18 protein-coding genes are annotated in these 20,490 nt (G+C 61.1%); 9 read left to right on the plus strand and 9 right to left on the minus strand.

Going from position 1 to position 20,490, the window contains the following annotated elements; all coding sequences use genetic code 11:
• The first annotated feature begins 23 nt into the window (after positions 1–23).
• From AEQ67_RS16180 to AEQ67_RS16205, 6 genes are all read left to right on the plus strand, one after another.
• Positions 24–1,667, plus strand: coding sequence for an ABC transporter substrate-binding protein (locus AEQ67_RS16180; RefSeq protein ID WP_059404840.1), 1,644 nt, complete (start codon positions 24–26; stop codon positions 1,665–1,667).
• Between the two features lie 77 nt (positions 1,668–1,744).
• Positions 1,745–2,698 (plus strand): ABC transporter permease, encoded by a 954-nt coding sequence (locus tag AEQ67_RS16185; protein WP_059404841.1) that lies wholly within the window; start codon positions 1,745–1,747, stop codon positions 2,696–2,698.
• Positions 2,695–3,531, plus strand: a complete 837-nt coding sequence (locus AEQ67_RS16190; protein WP_059404842.1) for an ABC transporter permease — start codon at positions 2,695–2,697, stop codon at positions 3,529–3,531. The genes AEQ67_RS16185 and AEQ67_RS16190 overlap by 4 nt, the downstream gene beginning before the upstream one ends.
• 2 nt (positions 3,532–3,533) lie before the next feature.
• On the plus strand, positions 3,534–5,183 hold the full coding sequence (locus AEQ67_RS16195) for a dipeptide ABC transporter ATP-binding protein (RefSeq protein WP_059404843.1): 1,650 nt from the start codon (positions 3,534–3,536) through the stop codon (positions 5,181–5,183).
• 95 nt (positions 5,184–5,278) lie between these two features.
• Positions 5,279–6,460, plus strand: a complete 1,182-nt coding sequence (locus AEQ67_RS16200; RefSeq protein ID WP_059404844.1) for a hypothetical protein — start codon at positions 5,279–5,281, stop codon at positions 6,458–6,460.
• A 233-nt stretch (positions 6,461–6,693) separates the two neighbouring features.
• A complete protein-coding gene (locus AEQ67_RS16205; RefSeq protein ID WP_059404845.1) occupies positions 6,694–7,569 on the plus strand; it encodes a LysR substrate-binding domain-containing protein in 876 nt (291 codons plus the stop codon).
• Positions 7,570–7,689: 120 nt separating this feature from the next.
• On the opposite strand, the gene AEQ67_RS16210 is transcribed toward AEQ67_RS16205, so the two are convergent.
• The 7 genes from AEQ67_RS16210 to AEQ67_RS16240 form a co-directional block, all read right to left on the minus strand.
• Entirely contained in the window at positions 7,690–9,054 is a 1,365-nt protein-coding gene (locus AEQ67_RS16210) for an MFS transporter (RefSeq protein ID WP_059404846.1), read from the minus strand.
• Positions 9,055–9,256: 202 nt separating this feature from the next.
• Complete coding sequence (locus AEQ67_RS16215; protein ID WP_059404847.1) at positions 9,257–10,690, minus strand: NAD-dependent succinate-semialdehyde dehydrogenase; 1,434 nt, start codon at positions 10,688–10,690, stop codon at positions 9,257–9,259.
• A complete protein-coding gene (locus AEQ67_RS16220; RefSeq protein ID WP_059404848.1) occupies positions 10,687–11,721 on the minus strand; it encodes an aldo/keto reductase in 1,035 nt (344 codons plus the stop codon). Before AEQ67_RS16220 ends, AEQ67_RS16215 begins: the two co-directional genes overlap by 4 nt.
• Before the next feature lie 10 nt (positions 11,722–11,731).
• Complete coding sequence (gene fae, locus AEQ67_RS16225) at positions 11,732–12,244, minus strand: formaldehyde-activating enzyme (RefSeq protein ID WP_054615233.1); 513 nt, start codon at positions 12,242–12,244, stop codon at positions 11,732–11,734.
• Between the two features lie 359 nt (positions 12,245–12,603).
• Positions 12,604–12,855: a pentapeptide MXKDX repeat protein gene (locus AEQ67_RS16230; protein WP_059404849.1), complete on the minus strand. Its 252-nt coding sequence runs from the start codon at positions 12,853–12,855 to the stop codon at positions 12,604–12,606.
• Between the two features lie 71 nt (positions 12,856–12,926).
• Complete coding sequence (locus AEQ67_RS16235) at positions 12,927–13,712, minus strand: molybdopterin-dependent oxidoreductase (RefSeq protein WP_059404850.1); 786 nt, start codon at positions 13,710–13,712, stop codon at positions 12,927–12,929.
• Complete coding sequence (locus AEQ67_RS16240; RefSeq protein ID WP_059404851.1) at positions 13,709–14,326, minus strand: cytochrome b/b6 domain-containing protein; 618 nt, start codon at positions 14,324–14,326, stop codon at positions 13,709–13,711. The genes AEQ67_RS16235 and AEQ67_RS16240 overlap by 4 nt, the downstream gene beginning before the upstream one ends.
• A 260-nt stretch (positions 14,327–14,586) precedes the next feature.
• On the opposite strand from AEQ67_RS16240, the gene AEQ67_RS16245 reads away from it, so the two are divergent.
• A complete protein-coding gene (locus AEQ67_RS16245; RefSeq protein ID WP_059404852.1) occupies positions 14,587–15,528 on the plus strand; it encodes a class I SAM-dependent methyltransferase in 942 nt (313 codons plus the stop codon).
• 139 nt (positions 15,529–15,667) lie between these two features.
• Here the strand turns inward: AEQ67_RS16245 and AEQ67_RS16250 are convergent, their stop codons facing one another.
• Positions 15,668–16,441: a helix-turn-helix transcriptional regulator gene (locus AEQ67_RS16250; protein ID WP_059404853.1), complete on the minus strand. Its 774-nt coding sequence runs from the start codon at positions 16,439–16,441 to the stop codon at positions 15,668–15,670.
• A gap of 111 nt (positions 16,442–16,552) precedes the next feature.
• Between AEQ67_RS16250 and AEQ67_RS16255 the strand changes: the two genes are divergently transcribed.
• Positions 16,553–17,656 carry a polyamine ABC transporter substrate-binding protein gene (locus tag AEQ67_RS16255; RefSeq protein ID WP_059404854.1) on the plus strand — a complete coding sequence of 368 codons (1,104 nt, stop codon included), beginning with the start codon at positions 16,553–16,555 and terminating at the stop codon, positions 17,654–17,656.
• A gap of 616 nt (positions 17,657–18,272) precedes the next feature.
• The gene (locus AEQ67_RS16260; protein WP_059404855.1) at positions 18,273–19,400 is read left to right on the plus strand and encodes a DmpA family aminopeptidase; all 1,128 of its coding nucleotides are present in this window, start codon (positions 18,273–18,275) and stop codon (positions 19,398–19,400) included.
• Between the two features lie 357 nt (positions 19,401–19,757).
• On the opposite strand, the gene AEQ67_RS16270 is transcribed toward AEQ67_RS16260, so the two are convergent.
• A complete protein-coding gene (locus tag AEQ67_RS16270) occupies positions 19,758–20,447 on the minus strand; it encodes a GNAT family N-acetyltransferase (protein WP_059404857.1) in 690 nt (229 codons plus the stop codon).
• Positions 20,448–20,490 lie beyond the last annotated feature (43 nt).

Consider the following 20,490-nt stretch of genomic DNA (forward strand, 5'->3'; position numbering starts at 1 on the left):
AAAAACAACATGAGAGCTGCCCCATGCCCCATCTCGACGAGCTAACAACTCTGGACGGCGCCCTGCCGCACCCAGCAGTCAACGACCTGTGCATTCAAGTCAAAAGTGGCGAGATCAATCGTCGACAATTCCTGCGCACCGCCGCCCTGTTAGGCGTCACCGTGGCCAGCGCCAGCACCTTTCTCGGTTCCGCCCTGCTCGGCAATTCAGCCCGCGCAGACGATGCCGTCGCACCGCGCCAGGGCGGTAGCCTGCGTTTTGCCTGTGCCATCCAGGAAATCCAGGACCCGATGCTGATCACCTGGATCGAAGCCTCGAACCTGTTGCGCAACTCCCTGGAATTCCTGACCTGGGTCGACGCCGACAACATCACACACCCGTACCTGGCCGAAAGCTGGAGCCCGTCCGAGGACCTCAAGACCTGGACGTTCAACCTGCGTCAGGACGTGAAGTGGAGCAACGGCGACACGTTCAACGTCGACGACGTGCAGCACAACATTCAACGCTGGATTGCCGCCGACTCCAAGTCGGTCAACCGCACCGCGTTCCAGGACATCAGCGCCTTCGAAAAAATCAATGACTTCCAGTTCCGCCTGGTGCTCAAACGGCCGATCCTGGCAATCCCGGAAATGCTCAACGCCTTCACCTGCGCCATCGTTCACCGCAGCTTCAAGGCCGGTGATGACTGGGCGAAAAACCCCCTCTGCACCGGTCCGTTCAAGCTCGTATCGTTTGCCGTCAACAAGCAGGCGACCTTCGCCAAGCGCGCCGATTACTGGCGCAAACCGGCCAACCTCGACGAGTTGCGCTACGTCGACATGGGCACCGACATTTCCTCGCATCTGGCGGCCTTGCAGGCCGGGCAAGTGGACGTGTTGTACCGGGTGACCGTGGCCGAGCTGGACCTGGCCAAGCGTCTGCCAGGCGCGCAATTACTGACCTGCAAATCGGCTCAGACCGTCGTCATGCGCATGGCCTGCGACCAGAAACCGTTCGACGACCTGCGCATTCGTAAAGCGGTGGTGCTCTGCGCCGATAACGCACAGATGCTGAAGATCGCCTATCGCGGCATGGGCACACTCGGCGAAGACCATCACGTCGCCCCGTCGCACCCGGAATACGTTGCGCTGCCCAAACGCGTCCGGGACGTGGCGGAGGCGAAGAAGCTCCTCGCCGAAGCAGGTTATCCGAACGGGATCGACATCGACCTGATCGTCGGTAACACCCAAGGCCGCTACGAACAGGACTGCGCGCAGATCCTGCAACAGAACTGCGCCGAAGCCGGCATCCGCATCAACCTCAAAGTGATCCCGGCCACCCAATACTGGCCGATCTGGAACAAGGCAGCGTTCAGCCTGACGTATTGGGCCCACCGCCCGCTGGGCGTGATGTCCCTGGAACTGGCCTACCGCAGCGGTGCGGCCTGGAACGAAAGCCACTACAGCGACCCGGCGTTCGACGCCGCGCTGGACAAGGCCATGGGCATCGTCGACCCGAAACAGCGGGCCGTGGCCATGGAAGCAGTCGAGCGGATCCTGCAAGACGCCTGCGTCATGGTGCAGCCGTTCTGGGGAGACAACTTCACCGCCACCAGCAAAAAGGTCCAGGGCTTCAAGGTCCACCCTTCGCACTTCTACCCGATGGATGAGGTCTGGCTGAGCGCCTGACGCACAGCCCCACAACCGCTCGCCACACCTGCGGGTGCGGCGGGCCGGCCTCCCTTGAATAGCCGGAGCGTGCAAGCATGGCTGAATTTCTGTTGCGCAAATTACTGGCGTTGATAGCGACCCTGTTGTCGGTGTCACTGATCGTGTTCGCAGCCCTCGAACTGAACATCGAGGACGTGGCGATCAACGTCCTCGGCCCCTACTCTGCCGCCGACCAGCGCGCCGCGTGGCTGGTGGAACATGGCTACAACCAACCCTTCCTGTGGCGCTACCTGGTGTGGCTCAAGGATTTTCTCTGTGGCGACTGGGGCACGTCGGTGCACTTTCGTGAGCCGGTGATCGACCTGTTGCTACCCAACCTTGGGCAAACCCTGATCCTCGCTGGGCTGGCGCTGCTGGTGATGGTGCCGGTGGCACTGACGCTGGGCATTCTGGCGGGCATCCGTCAGGGTTCGGCGCTGGACCGGTTGGTGTCGTTTCTGTCGATCGTCACCACGTCGATTCCGGACTTCGCCAGTGCGGTGTTCGTCTCGGCAATTTTCGTCTTCTGGCTCAACTGGCTGCCGGGCGTGAGCAGCATGAGCGACGGCTTCAGCGCCGCTGAATTGGCGCTGCCACTGATGGTGCTGTGCCTGTTCGGCATTGGCTATCTGGCGCGGATTACCCGCGCCTCGATGATCGAAGTAATGCAGGCGCCGTACATCCGCACTGCCCGCCTCAAAGGCGCGTCGACGTCGCGCATCGTCCTGCGGCATGCCCTGCGCAATGTGCTGATCGCCCCTATTACCGTAATCATGCTGTACATCCCGTGGCTGCTGTCGAACGTGATCGTGGTCGAAGTGTTCTTCGCCTACAAAGGCTTCGGCTCGCTGCTGTACACCGCCTCGCTGAACCATGACGTCTACCTGATTGAAGCCTGCGCCATGATCAGTGGCGTGGTGGTCGGCGCGACCAAAATCTTCTCGGACCTGGCCTACACCTGGCTCAACCCGCGCATCACCTTGCGCAGTCTTGGCGGAGGTGGCCAATGAGCTTCCTGCACTCGTTCAAACATCCCTTGGCATTGCTCGGCCTGCTGCTGGTCGGTGGCTGGGTGCTGCTGGCGCTGTTCGCGCCCTGGCTGGCGCCCCACGATCCACTGGAAAGCTTCACCCCGCTGCTGACACCGATGACCGACGACGGCAATGGCCTGAGCTTTTTGCTGGGCACCGACATGATCGGCCGGGACATTCTTTCGCGGCTGATCTGGGGCACGCGCACCGTGCTGTTATGGTCGGTGCTCGCGACATTGACCGCGTTCGCCGTGGGCATCGCCATGGGCCTGTGCGCCGGTTACTTCAGTGGCCGGGTCGACGCCCTGCTGTCCTATGTTGCCGACACCGTGCTGTCGTTCCCGGTGTTGGTGTTGTACATCGTGATCATCATCGCCCTCGGGGCTTCGGCGCTGAACATCCTGATTGCGGTGACCTTCACCAGCGCTCCGGCGATCTTCCGCATCATGCGCGCACTGACCATCGACATCCGCTCCCGGGATTACGTGCTCAGCGCCATTACCCAGGGCGAAGGGTCGCTGCGGATCATGTTGGTGGAAATCCTGCCCAACTGCGGCGGGCCGCTGATCGTCGATTTCTGCCTGCGCATCGGCTACACCGCGATCATGATCGGCGCCCTCGGTTTTCTCGGCCTCGGCCTGCCACCGCCGACCCCGGACTGGGGCGGCATGATCAACGAAGGCCGCAGCATGGCCGTCGCTTTCCCGCACCTGGTGATCTTCCCGTGCATTGCCATCTCCACCCTGATGCTGGGCCTGAGCCTGTTGGCGGACGGTCTGGACGAACACGCCCAGAAAGGCACAAGGAGTTGAGCATGAACCCACAACAGAACCTGCAACAAGTGCTGCGCGTGGAGAACCTCTCCATCGAACTGCCCGCCGGCGCCGACCGCAGCCATGCCGTGCAAGGCATCAGCCTCGATGTGCGCAAAGGCGAAATCCTCTGCGTAATCGGCGAGTCCGGTTCCGGCAAGTCGGTACTGTCGGCGGCCATCATGGGCGACTACGCCAAAGGCCTGCGGCACAGTGAAGGCGTGATCGACTTTCTCGGCGACGACATCTGCCGAATGCCAGAAAACGCCCTGCGCCAGCTCCGCGGCAACCGCATCGCGATGATTTTCCAGGAGCCCATGGCCGCGCTCAATCCGGCCATCCGCATCGGCCAGCAAGTCGAGGAAATCTTCGACATTCATGCACCGCAGATGCCCGCCGCCGAACGCCGTGAACGCATGCTCGCGCTGCTCGATTCGACCCATTTGCCCGACCCGCCACGGATCGCCAACAGCTTTCCCCACCAACTGTCGGGTGGCCAATGCCAGCGCGTGGTGATCGCCATGGCCCTGGCGATGAACCCGGACCTGTTGATCGCCGACGAACCGACCACCGCCCTCGACGTCACCACTCAAGCGCAAGTATTGAAGCTGGTGCGCGAGCTGCGCGGGCGTGGCCAGCACGGGATTCTGTTCATTACCCACGACTTTGGCGTGGTCGCGGAAATCGCTGACCGCATCGCGGTGATGGAAGGTGGCAGGCTGGTGGAAATCGGTGAGCGCGACCAGGTGCTGCATGCGCCTGAACACCCCTACACCCGCAAATTGATCGCGGCGGTGCCGGCTCTGCACCCGGAACTGCACGTGCCCAGCGCCGACGGCGAACTGGCGCTGCGCATCGAACATTTGACCAAGACCTACAACGTCGGCGGCCGCTCGGTGGCGGCGCTCAAGGATGTGTCGCTGCAACTGCCACGGGGCAAAACCCTGGCCATTGTCGGTGAGTCCGGCTCCGGCAAAAGCACCTTGGTCAAAGCCGCGATTCGGCTGGTGGACAGTGACAGCGGTCATGTCTGGGTCGGTGACACGGATTTTCTGGCCTTGCGCGGTTCGGCGCTGGCGGCCAATCGGCGGCGGATCCAGATGATTTTCCAGGACCCTTACGGCTCGCTCAATCCGCGCCATCGGGTCGGCGACATCATCGCCCGCGCCGCGCAGCTACGTGGGTTGTCGGCCAAGGATGCGTGGACCGAGGCCGGCGACTTGCTGGAGCAGGTCGGGCTCAAACGCGACGCCCTCAAGCGCAAACCGCGGCAGTTTTCCGGTGGCCAGCGCCAGCGCATCGGCATTGCCCGGGCGCTGGCGATGCGCCCCGAAGTGCTGATCGCCGATGAAAGCGTCTCGGCGCTGGATGTTTCGGTGCAGAAGCAGGTGCTGGAGTTGCTGGCCGAACTGCAACAGCGACTGAACCTGAGCATTTTGTTCATCACCCACGACTTGCGGGTGGCGGCACAGATCAGTGACTACATCGCGGTCATGCGCCAAGGCGAAGTCGTCGAGTACGGCACTGCTGAACAGGTGCTGTTGCGTCCGCAAAACAGCTATACCCAAACGCTGCTGGCGGCGGCCCCCGGAGCTTCGGCGATACCGGTCACGCCTGCCGTCGCGCCTGCATTGAGGCTGATCCGACCATAAGCCCTCTGATCTGAAAACCCTTTTCCCTACGCTGCAGCGTTCGCTGCGGCCGGGGTTGCTGTTGCCAATAATAATCAGAAATCCGGAGTAAGACTGTGCGCACCACCACCCCTCGCGCTATCCGTTCCATCGCATTGATCCCCGTGCTCGGCGCCTTCGCGGCACCGGCCATGGCCGTTCAAGTCACCGACAACCTCGACCTCGGCGGCGCCGTCCGTGCGCGTTGGGATTACGACCCGGACCGCGACATCCAGAAGTTCGGCCTGGACACGGTGTTCCTCAGCGCCAAGTACAACTCCGACACCTGGATCGGCGAGGCGCAATACCGTTTCTACGGACGCTCTTATCCGTACCAGTACACCAAGAATTACGGCGATATCCAGTTCGCCAAGTTCGCCTGGGCCGGCTACAAGTTCAACCCCGACCAGCAGGTGCAAGTGGGCCTGAACACGGTGCCGTTCGGTTTGCAGCCGCACTTCGGCAGCACCTTCTACGAAACCCTGGGCAACGTCATTGGCCTGGAAGACGTGCAACAGATTGGCGCCAAGTACATCCAGCAAAGCGGCGACTGGAACCTCCAGGCCGGCTACTACTTGCGACCGGCGTGGCAAGGCAAAGGCACCAGCAAAGGCGTGACCTATTCCAGCGTGGTGTCGGGGGCCGACAGTTACGTGGCGGACGGCAGCGATAACCAGGAACGCAACACCGTGGTGCTGCGCGTGGCCAAGGCACTGGACCTGGGGCCGTGGAAATCCGAAGTCGGGATCTCCGGCCTGACCTCGACCCTGGAGAACAAAGACACCGACAACGACGGTCGTCGCAACGCCGTGGCCGTGCACTATCTGGGCAAGAACGGTCCGTGGGGCGTGCAACTGCAAGCGGCGCGGCAACAGATGTCGCCGCGCAACGCCGGCACCGACGAGCTGGTGACCCTCGGCGGTTACGACGGTACGTATAACGTTGCCAGCCGCGGCAACCTGTACGTGGCGGGCTTGAGCTACGACGTCGCCGGCAAGTACCTGTTCGATCAGATCAGCGGCGTGAAGCTGTACGTCAACTACAGCGCCTTCGACAAATCCGCCAGTGAGTTCAAGACCTCCGAACGGATGATTCTGGGCACCTCGTTCTCGTTGAACAAACTGTGGATCGCCACGGAATGGCTGTATGGCAAGAATGATCCGTACATCGGCGGTAGCAGCTACACCCAGAGCTTGGGGGCTGGCGGGACGGATCATTGGGAGAATCAGTTGTACATGAACATCGGGTATTACTTCTGATCCGGGATTTTTGGCGTCCTTGAGGACGCCTTCGCGGGCAAGCCTCGCTCCTACAGGTTATGGGTTTCGCGCACCACCATAAATCTGTAGGAGCGAGGCTTGCCCGCGAAGGCTATAGCCCAAACAACACTTGCATCCGCCCCTGCCACAGGAGTCAGATACGCCCTACAGAACATTCGCCAAAAACAATAAACCTGCCCCACTTCGGCGTCAGGTGCGGAGCCTCCACTTCCATGCGTCAACTGCCCTCGCTCAACATGCTGCGCGTTTTCGAAGAGGTCGCGCGGCATCGCAGTTTCAGCCAGGCGGCGTTGGGCCTGAACGTCACCCAAGGTGCGGTGAGCCGCCAGATCAAGCAGCTCGAAGACTACCTCGGTGTGGCGCTGTTCGTGCGCACGCCCCAGGGCTTGACGCTGACCGAGACCGGCACCGCCCTCTCCCCGCAACTGGCGGAAGCCTTCGACCATATGGAACGCGCCCTGCAAGCGGTGCGCGTGCCTAACCTGCGCCAGCGCCTGCGGATTCTCGCACCGCCGACCTGGGCGACTCGCTGGTTGTCGGCGCACCTGCGGGTGTTCTGCCAACGCTACCCGGACATCAGCCTGAGCGTGACCAACCAGAGCAGCCACGAAAACCTCGCGGAAATCGATTGCCACATCCGCTTCGGCCTCGAAGCCGCCAGCCATTGCAGCAGTCGATTGCTGGTAATGGAACGGCACATCGCGGTGGCCAGCCCGGAGTTGTTCGCCGACGGGCAACCACCGGATCTGCGGCGGTTTCCGTTGCTGCACATCCTGCACGACGGCAAGCGCTTGAAGGTCTGGGAAAACTGGTTGGCGGCCATGGGCCGGGAAGATATCGATGCCGGGCAAGGGCTGGAATTCAGCACGCTGGATCAGGTGATCCATACCGCGCTGGCAGGGGGTGGATTGGCGGTGATCGACCGGCAGATGATTGAGAAGGAGTTGGCCAATGGCAGCCTGCTGCCGATCACCCCGGTAGAGGTGGTCGGGCCTTATGGCTATTGGCTGGATGTGGCGAACGACAAGCAGGGGTTGTCGAAGGTGCGGTTGTTTACCGAATGGTTGGGCCTGGTCAGCAATCCCTGAAACGCTGAAGTCCCTGTGGGAGCGGGCTTGCCCGCGATAGCAATTTTTCAGGCACATTGATAGCGATTGTGCCGACGCCATCGCGGGCAAGCCCGCTCCCACAGGTTTTTCGACAGCGCTTTAAACCGGGGCAGTGACCTTCACCGCCACCGTCGAACCATCCTCCACCGGGCTCTGCGCCTTGCACGCCTGGCTCAGCGTCAAGGATTTAGTCTCCGGCGCCCAGGCCCAGGACAGCAACGCGCCCAACGCCAGGATCGCCGCCAGGATGCCCATGGTCGGGCTCAAACCGATCCCCGCCACGCTCACCGGTAACAGGAAGGTACTGACCGCCGAACCCAAGCGACTCACCGCCGTGGCCAGGCCGATCCCGCTGGCACGCACTTCCGTTGGAAAGCTCTCGGCCGGAAACACCCCCACCAGATTGCTCACCGCCGACAACACCAACGTGAACAGACCAAACACCAACACCATCAAGAACGCCGCGCTGCTTGGCAGTACCGCCAGCAGAAACAACGCGACCGCCAGAATGATGAACGAGTTGATCAGGAAGCCACGCCGCGAAAACTTCACCGTGCACCAGATCCCGATCAGCGCGCCGAGGATCAGCAGCATGTTGAGCATCAGCTCCGTTCCAAAACCTTCTGCCAACCCCATCTTCTGCAGAATCGACGGCAGGAAGGTGTAAATGGCGAAGTACGGCATCACAATACACACGAAGAACAGGCAATTGAACGCCGTGCGCTTGCGGTATTCACGGCTGAACAACACCGCGTAGCCGGAACGGGTTTCGGTGGATTGGGTTTCGTCGAGTTCGACGTTGTCGCCCAGGTGTTTCTTGACGATGGCACGCGCCTCGGCAATCCGCCCCTGATTGACCAACCAGCGCGGCGATTCCGGCGTGCCGATGCGGGCGATCAGAATCAACGCCGCCGGGATTGCCGACGAAGCCAGCATCCAGCGCCAGGCGTCGTCACCGAGACTGAGCATGGCGGTGCCGACGAAAGTGGCCGCGACGTAGCCGAAGGTCCAGATCACGCTGAACGAACCGAGCAATACCCCGCGATGTTTCTTTGGTGAAAACTCGGCGAGCATGGCGTGGCCGACACTGAAGTCACCGCCCAGGCCAATGCCGATCAGCACCCGACAGAGAAACAGGCCCATGGCCGTTTCGGCGTAGAACTGCATCACCGAAGCGATGGTGATCAGCACGAAGCTGACCAGGAAGATTTTTTGCCGGCCGACCTTGTCGGAGATCCAGCCGAAAAACAGACTGCCGAGGAACAGGCCAATCAGCGCGGAGGCACCGATCAGGCCCTGCCAGAATGCATCCAGCTGCATCTGCGGGCTCAGCAAGGTGAACGCGATGCCGATCAGGCCGAGGATGTAGCCGTCAGTGAAATGCGCGCCGAACGTCAGGCCGGCGATTTTGATGTGAAAGCGCCCGATGGGCAGGTCGTCGATTTTTACCGGTTGTACGGACATGTAAGTCTCCAGTTGTTGTTATTGACGGAGAAATGAAACCGATCGTTTTTGTGGGTGGCATGGCGTGCGCAATGTCAGCCGGTTGCGGCGTCAACCTGTGGGAGCGGGCTTGCCCGCGATAGCAGAGTGTCAGTCAACATCACTGTTGAATGTATGGCCGTCATCGCGGGCAAGCCCGCTCCCACAGGTTTTCAGGACACGCCTACAGGCCGCCCATCAGCAGGTATTTGATTTCCAGGTAGTCATCCAGACCGTACTTCGAACCCTCGCGACCCAGGCCCGATTCCTTGATGCCACCGAACGGCGCCACTTCCGTGGAAATGATCCCTTCGTTGATCCCGACCATGCCGGCTTCCAGGCCTTCGGCCATGCGCCACACGCGGCCAATGTCGCGGCTGTAGAAGTAAGCCGACAAGCCGTAGGGCGTGTCGTTGGCGCGCTGCAGCACTTCGGCTTCGTCCTTGAAGCGGAAGCAAGCGGCCACCGGGCCGAAGGTTTCGTCCTGGGCGATCAGCATGTCTCTGTTGGCTTCGACGAGGATGGTCGGCTCATAAAACGTGCCGCCCAGCGCATGACGACGACCGCCGCACAACAGCTTGGCGCCCTTCTCCAGCGCATCGCCTACGTGCAGCTCGACCTTGGCCAGCGCCGCCGCGTTGATCAGCGGGCCTTGCTCGGTTTCCCCCTCCAGCGCGCTACCAACCCGCATCGCCGCAACGGCTTCGGCGAGTTTGCCGGTGAAGGCTTCGTAGACGCCGTCCTGAATGAAGAAACGGTTTACGCACACACAGGTCTGCCCGGTATTGCGGAATTTCGAAGCCATCGCGCCTTTGACGGCGGCATCCAGATCGGCGTCGTCGAAGACAATGAACGGTGCATTGCCACCCAGTTCCAGCGAGACTTTTTTCAAGGTCTCGGCGGCCTGGCGCATCAGCAACTTGCCGGTGCGGGTGGAGCCGGTGAACGACAATTTGCGCACGATGCCGGAGGCTTGCAGTGCCCCACCGATGGCCACGGCGTCGCCGGAGACGACGTTGAACACACCGGCCGGAATGCCCGCCTGCTCGGCCAACACCGCCAGGGCGAAGGCTGACAGCGGCGTCTCTTCCGAAGGCTTGAGAATCATCGTGCAACCGGCCGCCAATGCCGGGCCGACCTTGCGCGTGACCATCGCCAGCGGGAAATTCCACGGGGTGATCGCCGCGACTACACCGATGGCTTCCTTGACCACGATGATCCGCGCATCGGCCTTGTGGCTCGGAATCACGTCGCCGTAGGCGCGTTTGGCTTCTTCGGCGAACCATTCCAGAAAGCTCGCGGCGTAGACCACTTCGCCCATGGCTTCAGCCAGTGGCTTGCCTTGTTCGCGGCTGAGCAAGGTCGCCAGATCCTTCTGGTGGCTCAACATCAGCTCGCTCCAGCGCTTGAGCTTCTGGCTGCGCTCCTTGGCGGTCAGCTTGCGCCAGGCGGGCAACGCCCGGTTGGCGGCGTCGATGGCACGGTTGGTTTCCTCGGCGCCGGCCTTTTGCACGTCGGCAATCAACTCGCCGTTGGCCGGGTTCAGCACCGGGTACGTCGAACCACCGCTGGACCATTGGCCATCGATGAAGTTGCCGTTACGGATCAGCGCGCTCATGCCACAGCCTCGGTCAGATTGAAACGTTCCAGACCCGGACGGGCCGAACGCAAAATACGTTTGCCGGCGGTGTAATCGTTGATCACGTCGCACGGGGTGTAATTGCGTTCCAGCTCGTGCAGTTCTTCGGCATCGAGGTGGGTCTCCAGCGCCGCCAGCGCACTGTCGAATTGCGCGGTGGTGTCGGCGCCGACCAGCATGCAATCCACGCCGGGATGGTTGGCCACCCAGGCCTGGGCGATTTGCGCGTTGGACACGCCACGGGCGCGGGCCACGCGTTGTACCGAATGGGCGATCTGGAACGAGGCTTCGTCGCTGTACATCTGCTGGGTGAAGAAGTCGGTCTGGTTGCGCGTCGACTGCGCGTCACCGGTCAACAAGCCACGGGCCAACGGGCTGAACACCGAAACGCCAATCCCCTGGTCGCGGCAGAACGGAATCATCTCGCGCTCTTCTTCGCGGTAGGCGCAGTTCAGTTGCAGCTGCATGTTGATCGGCTTGACCCAGCCATTGCGCTCGCAGGCCATGAGGATCTTCGCCAGTTGCCCGGTGAGCATGGTCGACACACCAATGTAACGAGCCTTGCCGGAGCGCACGATGTCGTTCATGGCGCTCATGGTTTCTTCAACCGGGGTGTTCACATCGAAGTAATGCAGCATGAACACATCGACGTAATCCATGTCCAGACGCTTCAGCGAAGCGTCGATGCTGTCCATGATGTGCTTGCGCGAATGACCGCTGGCATTGATCCCGGTGCGGGTGCCGTAGCCGACTTTGGTGGTGATCACCAGGTCTTCGCGACGGGCCAGGCGCTTGACGATGCGCCCCACCACTTCTTCGCCGACACCGGCGGAATAGAAGTCGGCGAGGTCGATGAAGTTCACGCCGTTGTCCAGCGCGTGCTTGACGATCGGTTCGCTCTTCTTCTCATCGAAGATCCACGGCTTCCAGTCCGGGGTGCCCATATTCATGGTGCCCAGGCACAGGCGGGAGACTTGCAGGCCGGAGTTGCCCAAACGGATGTATTGCATGGCGCAGACCTCAGGCTTTTGGCGTGTAGAAAGGGTTGCTGATGTGGTCGACCACATCCGCCAGTTGCGCGGTTTCCGGTTTGCCGGTCAGCGCTGCCCGAATCGCCGTGCGGCAGGCGTTGTAGTTGTTCAGGTAAACGGCATCGAGGTCATCGCAGGCCGGGTTGACCCAGTTGGCGGTGACGATGGCCCACTCGTCTTCGGCTTCCGGCGGCAAGGTGCCGTCGAGCAGCGCTTCGAGTACAGCCTTGGCAATACCGGCTTGCGAGGCGCCCCAGGTGGCGTTGCCGTGCAGGTCGCTGCTGATGGCGGCCTTGTTCACGTAGAGGGTCATTGGCTTGACCGGAATGTTCGGCTGGGCAATCACCATGAACGGGCAATGGCCCTGGCTTGGCGATGCCAGGCTGTTGGCGAAAGCCTGGCCAGCCGGGCCGTTGCGCGGGCCGATCAGAATGTTGATGTGCGCGGCGTTCACGCCAGGGCCTTCGAAACCTTCACCGATGTACAAGTCGAGTTCTTTCATGGGGCATTCTCTTCAGGGATTTTGGTTGATCAGAGGTGCACGCGGACCGTTGGGGTCGCGTGGCAAATGTCGGGGTTCGAAGAGCGCAAGACGTGGCGATGAGGATGAGTCATGGGTGCAAACGCTCTTTTTTGTAGTTGATGAGCTGTGTTTGCGATTTTTTAACACTGGGGGTTTGCGGGGCTGTAACCATTAAAAGTCATGAGGGCATGACTTGAAGTCATACCCCCTAAAACCGGGTGGAAAACCTGTGGGAGCGGGCTTGCCCGCGAAAGAGGCCTGACAGTCGATATTGATGTCGGCTGTTATGACGCCTTCGCGGGCAAGCCCGCTCCCACAGGGATTGCGGGTGTTTGGATTTACTGTGATGGGGCGTCTTTTTTCATGCTGTCTTTTTTCATCGCGTCTTTCGACATGCTGTCTTTCTTCATGCTGTCTTTCTTCATGATGTCCTTGGACATCGCGTCCTTTTTCATCGTGTCTTTGTGCATGGCGTCTTTGGACATCGAGTCCTTGCTCATGCTGTCGTTGCTCATGGTGTCGGCGGCGAACACGCTGGCGGCACCTACGGCGAGGCACATGGACAGCACAACGGTGGTCAGCTTTTTCATGATGAAACTCCTTGAAGCACAGGTTACGAATGAGCGCAGCGGTGGCTGCGCGATGAAGTTGCCAAGCGTCGTCAGCTGCCACCGAACCAGTTGTAGCCCTGGTCTTCCCAGTAGCCGCCGCTGTAGGTGTTGCTGACGAAAATCGCCTGAATGTGTTTGGGGTTCTTGTAGCCCAGCTTGGTGGGCATGCGCAGTTTCATCGGGAAGCCGTACTCGCGAGGCAACACCGCGCCGTCGTAGGTCAGCGTCAGCAGGGTTTGCGCATGCAGTGCGGTGGCCATGTCGATGCTGGTGTAATAGTCGTCGGCGCATTTGAAGCCGACATATTTGGCATCGGTGTCGGCACCGACCCGTTTCAGGAAATCGCTGAACCGCACACCGCCCCAGCGTCCGATTGCGCTCCAGCCTTCGACGCAAATGTGCCGGGTGATCTGCTCGGTCTGGGCCATGGCGCGCAGCTCTTCGAGCCGCCAGTTGCGCTTGTCCGCCACCAGGCCGGTGACTTCCAGTCGATAACCCGCTTCCTCCACCGTCGGCGCCTCGTCGATGCCGTAAAAGGCATTGAAAGGAAACGGCCGGGTGATCATCGACGCGGGATAGGTCGGCGCCAGCGCATTGGGGTTGAACAACCAGCCCTGCACCCGATCGTTGAACCGGGACATGGAGGACAGCGCGGTCTCGACGCTTTCGTTGTCGGTGAGGTTGCAGCCGGACAACATCGCCACGCCGCCGAGGGTCAGGCCACGCATCAGGAAGGCGCGGCGTGAACGGTCCTCGATCTGTGGGGCGATGATTTTCCTGGCGTCGGTCAGGATGGATGATTCGTCCAGCCCAGAGCCTTCGATGCGCTTTTTCATACCGGCTCCTTGCGACCGACGATCATCGCCAATAAGGTTTTGGGCACCAGCGCGACCATCACCAGATGCACCGCGACGAAGGCCACCAACAGCGACATCGCGATGAAGTGCACCTGCCGCGCCCCTTCGTAGCCGCCCAGCAGTTCACGCAACAGCGGGAACTGCACGGACTTCCACAGCACCAGCCCGGAGACCACCAACAGCGTGATATCGAGCATCACGAACAGGTACGCCAGCCGTTGCACCTGGTTGTAATGACTCAGATCGGCATGCCCCAACCGCCCTCTCAACGCTGCGCCCAAGTCATGCAGAACACCTGATGGCGAAACCGGGAAAAAGCGCCGTTTCAGACGACCACTGAAGAGGTTGATGATCAAATAGACGAGCCCGTTGGCGGCCAGAAACCACATCGCCGCGAAATGCCATTGCAGCGCACCGCCGAGCCAGCCGCCCAGCGTGATCGATTTGGGAAAACTGAAGTCGTACAGGGGCGAGGCGTTGTAGATGCGCCAACCGCTGGTGACCATGACCAGCACCGCCAGGGCGTTCAGCCAATGGGTCAACCGTAGCCAGCGCGGATGACTGGGCTTGGGTGAAGCAGCTGACGTCGACATGGCTGGCTCCCGGTTGTTGTTCGTTGGAGCCGAGTATGGGGGCCGGTAGATCGCCAAATCCTCACGCAGAGTTAAATTAATCGTGATAACTAAGCGCAAAAAAATCCTGTAGGAGCGAGCTTGCTCGCGAAGGTGTGTCAGATACGGCGTGGTGACTGACACTCCATCGCGAGCAAGCTCGCTCCTACAGGTTTTGTGTAATCCGTTTTTGGCCCGATTGTGGTTAAAATGCCGCCCCTTCACATTGCCGACGCTGCCCGATGAACTCAGACGCCCTCTCCACCCTCAACGCCCATTTGCTGACGGCCCTGGCAACGGCCCCCGCAGAAACCCGCCGGCTGTTCCACGGTCGCGGCCGCTGCTGGCCGGGACTGGAGCAATTGACGGTCGACTGGCTGCAGGGTGTGGTGCTGGTGTCGCTGTTCAAAGAGCCTGAACCTGCGCAACTGCAAGCGTTGAAGCAGCAGCTGATGGACCTCACTCAATCGTCTGAGTGGGAGAAATCCGCCGCGCACACCTTGGCCCTGCAACACCGCTACCTGTTGCAAAGCACCACCGAGTGGTTGTTGGGCGAAGAGATCGACGAACTGACGATCACCGAGGGCGGCCTGAAGTATCGGGTGGACCTGGGCCGCAAACAGAACACCGGCCTGTTCCTCGACATGCGCTACGGCCGCGATTGGGTGCGGGCCAATGCCGAAGGCAAGCGGGTGTTGAATCTGTTTGCCTACACCTGCGGATTCTCGGTGGCGGCCATCGAGGGTGGCGCGACGCATGTGGTCAATCTGGACATGTCCAGCCCGGCCCTGAGCCGTGGCCGCGACAACCACCGCCTCAACGGGCACGATTTGGGCAAGGTCACGTTTCTCGGCCACGACCTGTTCAAATCCTGGGGCAAGGTGATCGGCAAAGGCCCTTATGACCTGGTGATCATTGATCCGCCGTCGTTTCAGAAAGGCAGTTTTCTGCTGACCAAGGACTACCAGCGCGTGTTGCGCCGCCTGCCGGAACTGCTCAGCCCTCAGGGCGCGGTGCTGGCCTGCATGAACGACCCGGCGTTCGGTTCGGACTTCCTCATCGACGGCGTCACCCGCGAAGCGCCGAGCCTGCGGTTTGAGCAACGGCTGGAGAATCCGCCGGAGTTTCCGGATGCGGATGTCGAGGCCGGGTTGAAGGCGTTGGTGTTCTCGCTGGCGGATTGAGCACCAGGCGACTGTGTTTCAGATGGACCGAGGCGCTGCCTTCGCGAGCAGGCTCGCGAAGGCGGTGTGGCAGGTTGAATCGATGTTGGATGCACCGGCCTCTTCGCTGGCAAGCCAGCTCCTACAGGGGATTGGGGGATCAGCGTGGCTGCAACACCAGGGCAAATAACTCGCCGTGGCCATTCACGTTGAGCTTGTGATAGAGGTTGCGTCGATGCACCTTCACTGTCTCCGGGGAGATGCCCATTTGCTGGGCGATGGCTTTGCTGGAGAAGCCCTGCAGAATCAGCCGCGCTGTTTCGATTTCCCGGACCGACAGGCGTGCGTCGAAGCGATCCAAAAGGGTTGCCAGGTCACCGGCCACTGCCTCGGCGACCGGCCCGTCCGGCGGCAGCAATTGCAGGTGTCGGCGCATCGCCGCCAGCACCCAGTCGCGCACGCACAGCAGACGACCCTGCTCTTCAAGGGTGAAGCGCGTTGAGCGACCGAGGGATAAACCCAGTACAGCGCCATCGACATTGACCATGAACTGCAACTCGTCACCGCCGACCACGGTGCGGAAGTAGCTCAGGTAATACTCGCTGTGCTGGAACTGGTCGGGGGCGACCGATTCGAGGCTGTGCAGGCCGTCGGCAATGCCGGCGCACGCCGCCTGATAAAATGGATCGAGCAGGTACATGCCGGCGCTGTAGTCGGCCAGTTCTTCATGCTCGTCGCCGCTGCCCTTGGAGTCGAAATCGATCAGCAGGCGTGGCACTCGCCCCGACCGCATTACCGCGACCAACGCGTTGTCCAGCGGCACCAGCAACCGCAAGGTGTCCACCAGCGCGCGCCAGAATCCGTCCTGGCCCACCGCGGCAAATACCCGCGCCAGCCCTTGGTGCACCGGTAACTCTTTCAACAACGCGTCCACGCACTACCCCTTTCGAGTAACCCATGATGGGAATGGGTGAATCCAGCCCCTGCCGATACGCTGCAAGCACCTGTTCATCACCGGCCTGCAGCAGGCCAGGAGTGCCGCATCATGAGTCGTCACCGCTCGTATTTCAATCTGGGGATGGGCGCCTGCCTGGCGGTCTCGCTGTCGGCGGTTGCCGCCGAGGGCCCGACCGTGCACGTCTACAACTGGTATGACTACATCGGCCCGACCACCCTCAAGGACTTCCAGCGCGACACCAACATCACGCCCGTGTACGACACCTTCGACAGCGGCGAGGTGTTGGAAGCCAAGCTGATGACAGGCCATAGCGGTTACGACGTAGTGGTCGCCAGTAACTTCATTCTGCCGGCTCTGATCAAGGCGGGCGCCTTGCAGAAACTCGATCGCAGCCAACTGCCCAATCTGAAGCACATCGACCCGGTGCTGTTGGAAAAACTTCGCGCGAACGACCCCGACAATCAGTACGCCATACCCTACCTGTGGGGCACCGACGGGATTGGCTACAACGTTGACAAGGTCCGCGAAGTCCTCGGTGATCAGGCACCGGTGAACTCCTGGGATTTGCTGTTCAAAGAAGAGAACCTGGCCAAACTCAGCCAATGTGGCGTGGCAATTCTGGACGCGCCCGCCGAGATCATGCCCATAGCCCTGCACTACCTCGGTCTGCCACCCAACAGCAGCAACCCCGAAGACTATAAAAAAGCCGAAGCGCTGATGCTCAAGTTGCGTCCGTACATCACCTACTTCAATTCGTCGAAGATCGGCAGCGACCTGGCCAATGGCGATATCTGCGTGGCGCTGACGTGGTCAGGAACAGTGTTTGGTGCAAAGCAAGCCGCCAACGAAGCCGCGAAGGGGGTGAACATCGAGTACAGCATCCCTGTCGAAGGCGCGCCTCTTTGGTCCGACAACCTGGTCGTCGTAAAAGACAGCCTCAACCCCGAGCAGGGGCTGGTGTTCATCAACTATCTGCTGCGTCCCGAAGTGATAGCACCTGCCACCAATCTGGCGCTCACCGCCAACGCCAACATGGACGCGACTGCACTGCTCTCGGCCGAGGTGCATGACTACGCGAATATCTACCCCACCGCCGAGGTGATCGCCAAGCTGTTCATCTTGCAACCGCAGCCCCATGCAATCGAGCGCGTCCGCACGCGGATCTGGAGCAATGTGAAAAACGGCCAGTAAACCCACCGCAAAACCCCCTGTAGGAGCTGGCTTGCCAGCGAAGGCGATGTGTCAGTCGACAGCAATGCTGGATGTGCTGGCGTCTTCGCTGGCAAGCCAGCTCCTACAGGTTGCGTCCGGGGCTGTAATCCCTTGTAGGAGCTGGCTTGCCAGCGAAAGCGGTGTGTCAGTCGACATCCATGCTGGATGTGCTGGCGTCTTCGCTGGCAAGCCAGCTCCTACAGGTTGCGTCCGGGGCTGTAATCCCTTGTAGGAGCTGGCTTGCCAGCGAAGGCGGTATGTCAGTCGACATCAATGCTGGATGTGCTGGAGTCTTCGCTGGCAAGCCAGCTCCTACAGGTTGCGTCCGTGGCTGTAATCCCTTGTAGGAGCTGGCTTGCCAGCGAAGGCGATGTGTCAGTTGACATCAATGCTGGATGTGCTGGCGTCTTCGCTGGCAAGCCAGCTCCTACAGGTTGCGTCCGGGGCTGTAATCCCTTGTAGGAGCTGGCTTGCCGGCGAAAGCGGTGTGTCAGTCGACAGCAATGCTGGATGTGCTGGCGTCTTCGCTGGCAAGCCAGCTCCTACAGGGGGCGAGACCACTTTTTTCTGCCAGGAATTGAAGATGAGAAAACCTATGAAACCACGTGCCCGCGACCTGAACATTCAGTTCGGCCAACTGCAACCCGGCCCGCTCAACGCCATCACCGATGTACCTGGCGTACGAGTCGGCCACAGCAATGTGCGAGGACGCACCGCCAACGGACGCGACATCCTCACCGGCGTCACCGTGATCGAGCCGCGCGCCGGTTCAACCAGCCAACAACCGTGCTTTGCCGGCGTCCACGTGCTCAACGGCAACGGCGACGCGACCGGTCTTGAGTGGGTCCGTGAGGCCGGCCTGTTGACCAGCCCGATCGCCTTCACCAACACCCACAGCCTGGGCGTGGTGCGTGACGCGCTGATCGTGCTGGACCGTGAGCAGCAGCCGGACGACGGGCGGCTCTACTGGAACATGCCCGTGGTGCTGGAAACCTTCGACGGCCTGCTCAACGACATCAATGGCTTCCATGTGAAAATCGAGCATGTGGCCGAAGCCCTGCGCACAGCGGTGGACGGCCCGGTGACGGAAGGATGCGTCGGTGGCGGCAGCGGGATGATTTGCCATGAATTCAAGGGCGGCATCGGCACCGCTTCGCGCCGGCTGAACAGCGCTCAGGGCGGCTGGACCGTCGGCGCGATCGTTCAGGCCAACCACGGCATCCGCAACGAATTGCGCGTCGACGGTTACCCGGTCGGGCGCTACATGGAACAGGCTGACTCGCCGTTCCTCAAGGCTTCGCTGCCGCATCCCGGCATGGGCTCGATCGTGGTTTGCCTGGCCACCGATGCACCGTTGTTGCCGCATCAGTGCACGCGTCTCGCGCAGCGTGCCAGCCTCGGACTCGCGCGCACCGGCGGCGGTAATGAAGACCACAGCGGTGACATCTTTATCGCCTTCGCCACCGGCAATGATGTGCCACCCGCCGCTTATGAAAGCAAGAAGGCGCCGACAACCGACAACCTGAGCATGGTCAACAACGACCACATCAGCGAATTGTTCCTCGCCGCGACCGAAGCCGTGGAGGAAGCGATCATCAATGCCTTGCTGGCTTCCGACACTGCCGAGGGTAATGGCCATGCGGTGCCGGGACTGGATGCCGAAACGCTGCTCAAAGCCCTGCGTAACGCCGGCTGGCGGGGGGATTCGACTAGCGGTACTTGAGCACAAAACCTCACTTTTCTACGATAGAACTACGCAGCCGCTTGTTTGCTCAAGCCGTTGCGTAAGTGGTGAGTGCACTGAACCCCTACCAAGCTCACCACTTGCTTCATGCGCATCTTGAGCCTCGAAGGCTCTACTTCCTCCCCATCAAAGAGCTTTGAGGCTCTTTTTTTATCTGCGTGAATCCCAGACAAGAAAAAGCCCGGCATTTGGCCGGGCTTTGCACATTCGAAAAGCCAACATAAATCCCCTGTGGGAGCGGCGGTGCGACGATTCGACTTGCCCGCGATGTGGGTGTGTCAGGCGACATCATTATTGGATGTGATGGCCTCATCGCGGGCAAGCCCGCTCCCACAGTTAATCAAGTTGGCCCAATCGTTGGCGGACAAATTCATTGGCCTTGCGCGTCATCTGGTCCAGATGCCGGTCACGCTGTTTTTCCGCATCGAGCATCGCCCGCTTGCCGTTTTTTTGCAGCAGGTACGTATGAATCTGCCGCACCTCCAGCGAGCTGTAGATCGACGCCACGTCCAGCAGGGCCCTCAAGCCATCGGTGCCGTGATCGCGGGTGTTCATCAGCACTTGAGTACCGCGCACGCCCAGCACCTGAAAGCCCATCGACTCAAAATACGGCACCTTGGCCACGGCACAGGTCAGCTCGGCATGCGGATAGCGACCGACCATCTCCCGCAACATGCGCCGGGCAATACCCTGACGTCGATGACCGGCCTGCACGGCCATATAGGCCACGGCGCAGGCGTCGGGATCGTCCTTGACTGGCAGGTACAGCAAAAAGCCGACGACCTTCTCCGGGTCGTCATCGTCGGTCGCGACGAGCAGCTCCACGGCAAGCCCTTTCGCCCCGTTCAACGCCTCCAGATAGAGGTGAACCTCGTAGCCGATCGCGTACTGGTACACGTTGTACAGCAGGTTGCTCGGCGGGATAGCGACCAGGCTGATGTCGGTCAGGTAGTCGACCACCATCTGCAGGATCTGGCTATTGATGTGCTCGGGGCACGGGGTTTTGAAGTGGGTGATCTGGGGCATTGCGGGGGCTGACTCCGGGGGGGGCGGTGGCCGCCTATCATAG

Origin of the sequence: Pseudomonas sp. RIT-PI-q (assembly GCF_001297125.1) — a bacterium.
GTDB lineage: Bacteria > Pseudomonadota > Gammaproteobacteria > Pseudomonadales > Pseudomonadaceae > Aquipseudomonas.

Coding starts and splice junctions, on each gene's coding strand:
- AEQ67_RS16180 (WP_059404840.1), top strand. CDS start 24: ATGCCCCATCTCGACGAGCTAACAACTCTGGACGGCGCCCTGCCGCAC.
- AEQ67_RS16185 (WP_059404841.1), top strand. CDS start 1,745: ATGGCTGAATTTCTGTTGCGCAAATTACTGGCGTTGATAGCGACCCTG.
- AEQ67_RS16190 (WP_059404842.1), top strand. CDS start 2,695: ATGAGCTTCCTGCACTCGTTCAAACATCCCTTGGCATTGCTCGGCCTG.
- AEQ67_RS16195 (WP_059404843.1), top strand. CDS start 3,534: ATGAACCCACAACAGAACCTGCAACAAGTGCTGCGCGTGGAGAACCTC.
- AEQ67_RS16205 (WP_059404845.1), top strand. CDS start 6,694: ATGCGTCAACTGCCCTCGCTCAACATGCTGCGCGTTTTCGAAGAGGTC.
- AEQ67_RS16210 (WP_059404846.1), bottom strand. CDS start 9,054: ATGTCCGTACAACCGGTAAAAATCGACGACCTGCCCATCGGGCGCTTT.
- AEQ67_RS16215 (WP_059404847.1), bottom strand. CDS start 10,690: ATGAGCGCGCTGATCCGTAACGGCAACTTCATCGATGGCCAATGGTCC.
- AEQ67_RS16220 (WP_059404848.1), bottom strand. CDS start 11,721: ATGCAATACATCCGTTTGGGCAACTCCGGCCTGCAAGTCTCCCGCCTG.
- fae (WP_054615233.1), bottom strand. CDS start 12,244: ATGAAAGAACTCGACTTGTACATCGGTGAAGGTTTCGAAGGCCCTGGC.
- AEQ67_RS16230 (WP_059404849.1), bottom strand. CDS start 12,855: ATGAAAAAGCTGACCACCGTTGTGCTGTCCATGTGCCTCGCCGTAGGT.
- AEQ67_RS16235 (WP_059404850.1), bottom strand. CDS start 13,712: ATGAAAAAGCGCATCGAAGGCTCTGGGCTGGACGAATCATCCATCCTG.
- AEQ67_RS16240 (WP_059404851.1), bottom strand. CDS start 14,326: ATGTCGACGTCAGCTGCTTCACCCAAGCCCAGTCATCCGCGCTGGCTA.
- AEQ67_RS16245 (WP_059404852.1), top strand. CDS start 14,587: ATGAACTCAGACGCCCTCTCCACCCTCAACGCCCATTTGCTGACGGCC.
- AEQ67_RS16255 (WP_059404854.1), top strand. CDS start 16,553: ATGAGTCGTCACCGCTCGTATTTCAATCTGGGGATGGGCGCCTGCCTG.
- AEQ67_RS16260 (WP_059404855.1), top strand. CDS start 18,273: ATGAAACCACGTGCCCGCGACCTGAACATTCAGTTCGGCCAACTGCAA.
- AEQ67_RS16270 (WP_059404857.1), bottom strand. CDS start 20,447: ATGCCCCAGATCACCCACTTCAAAACCCCGTGCCCCGAGCACATCAAT.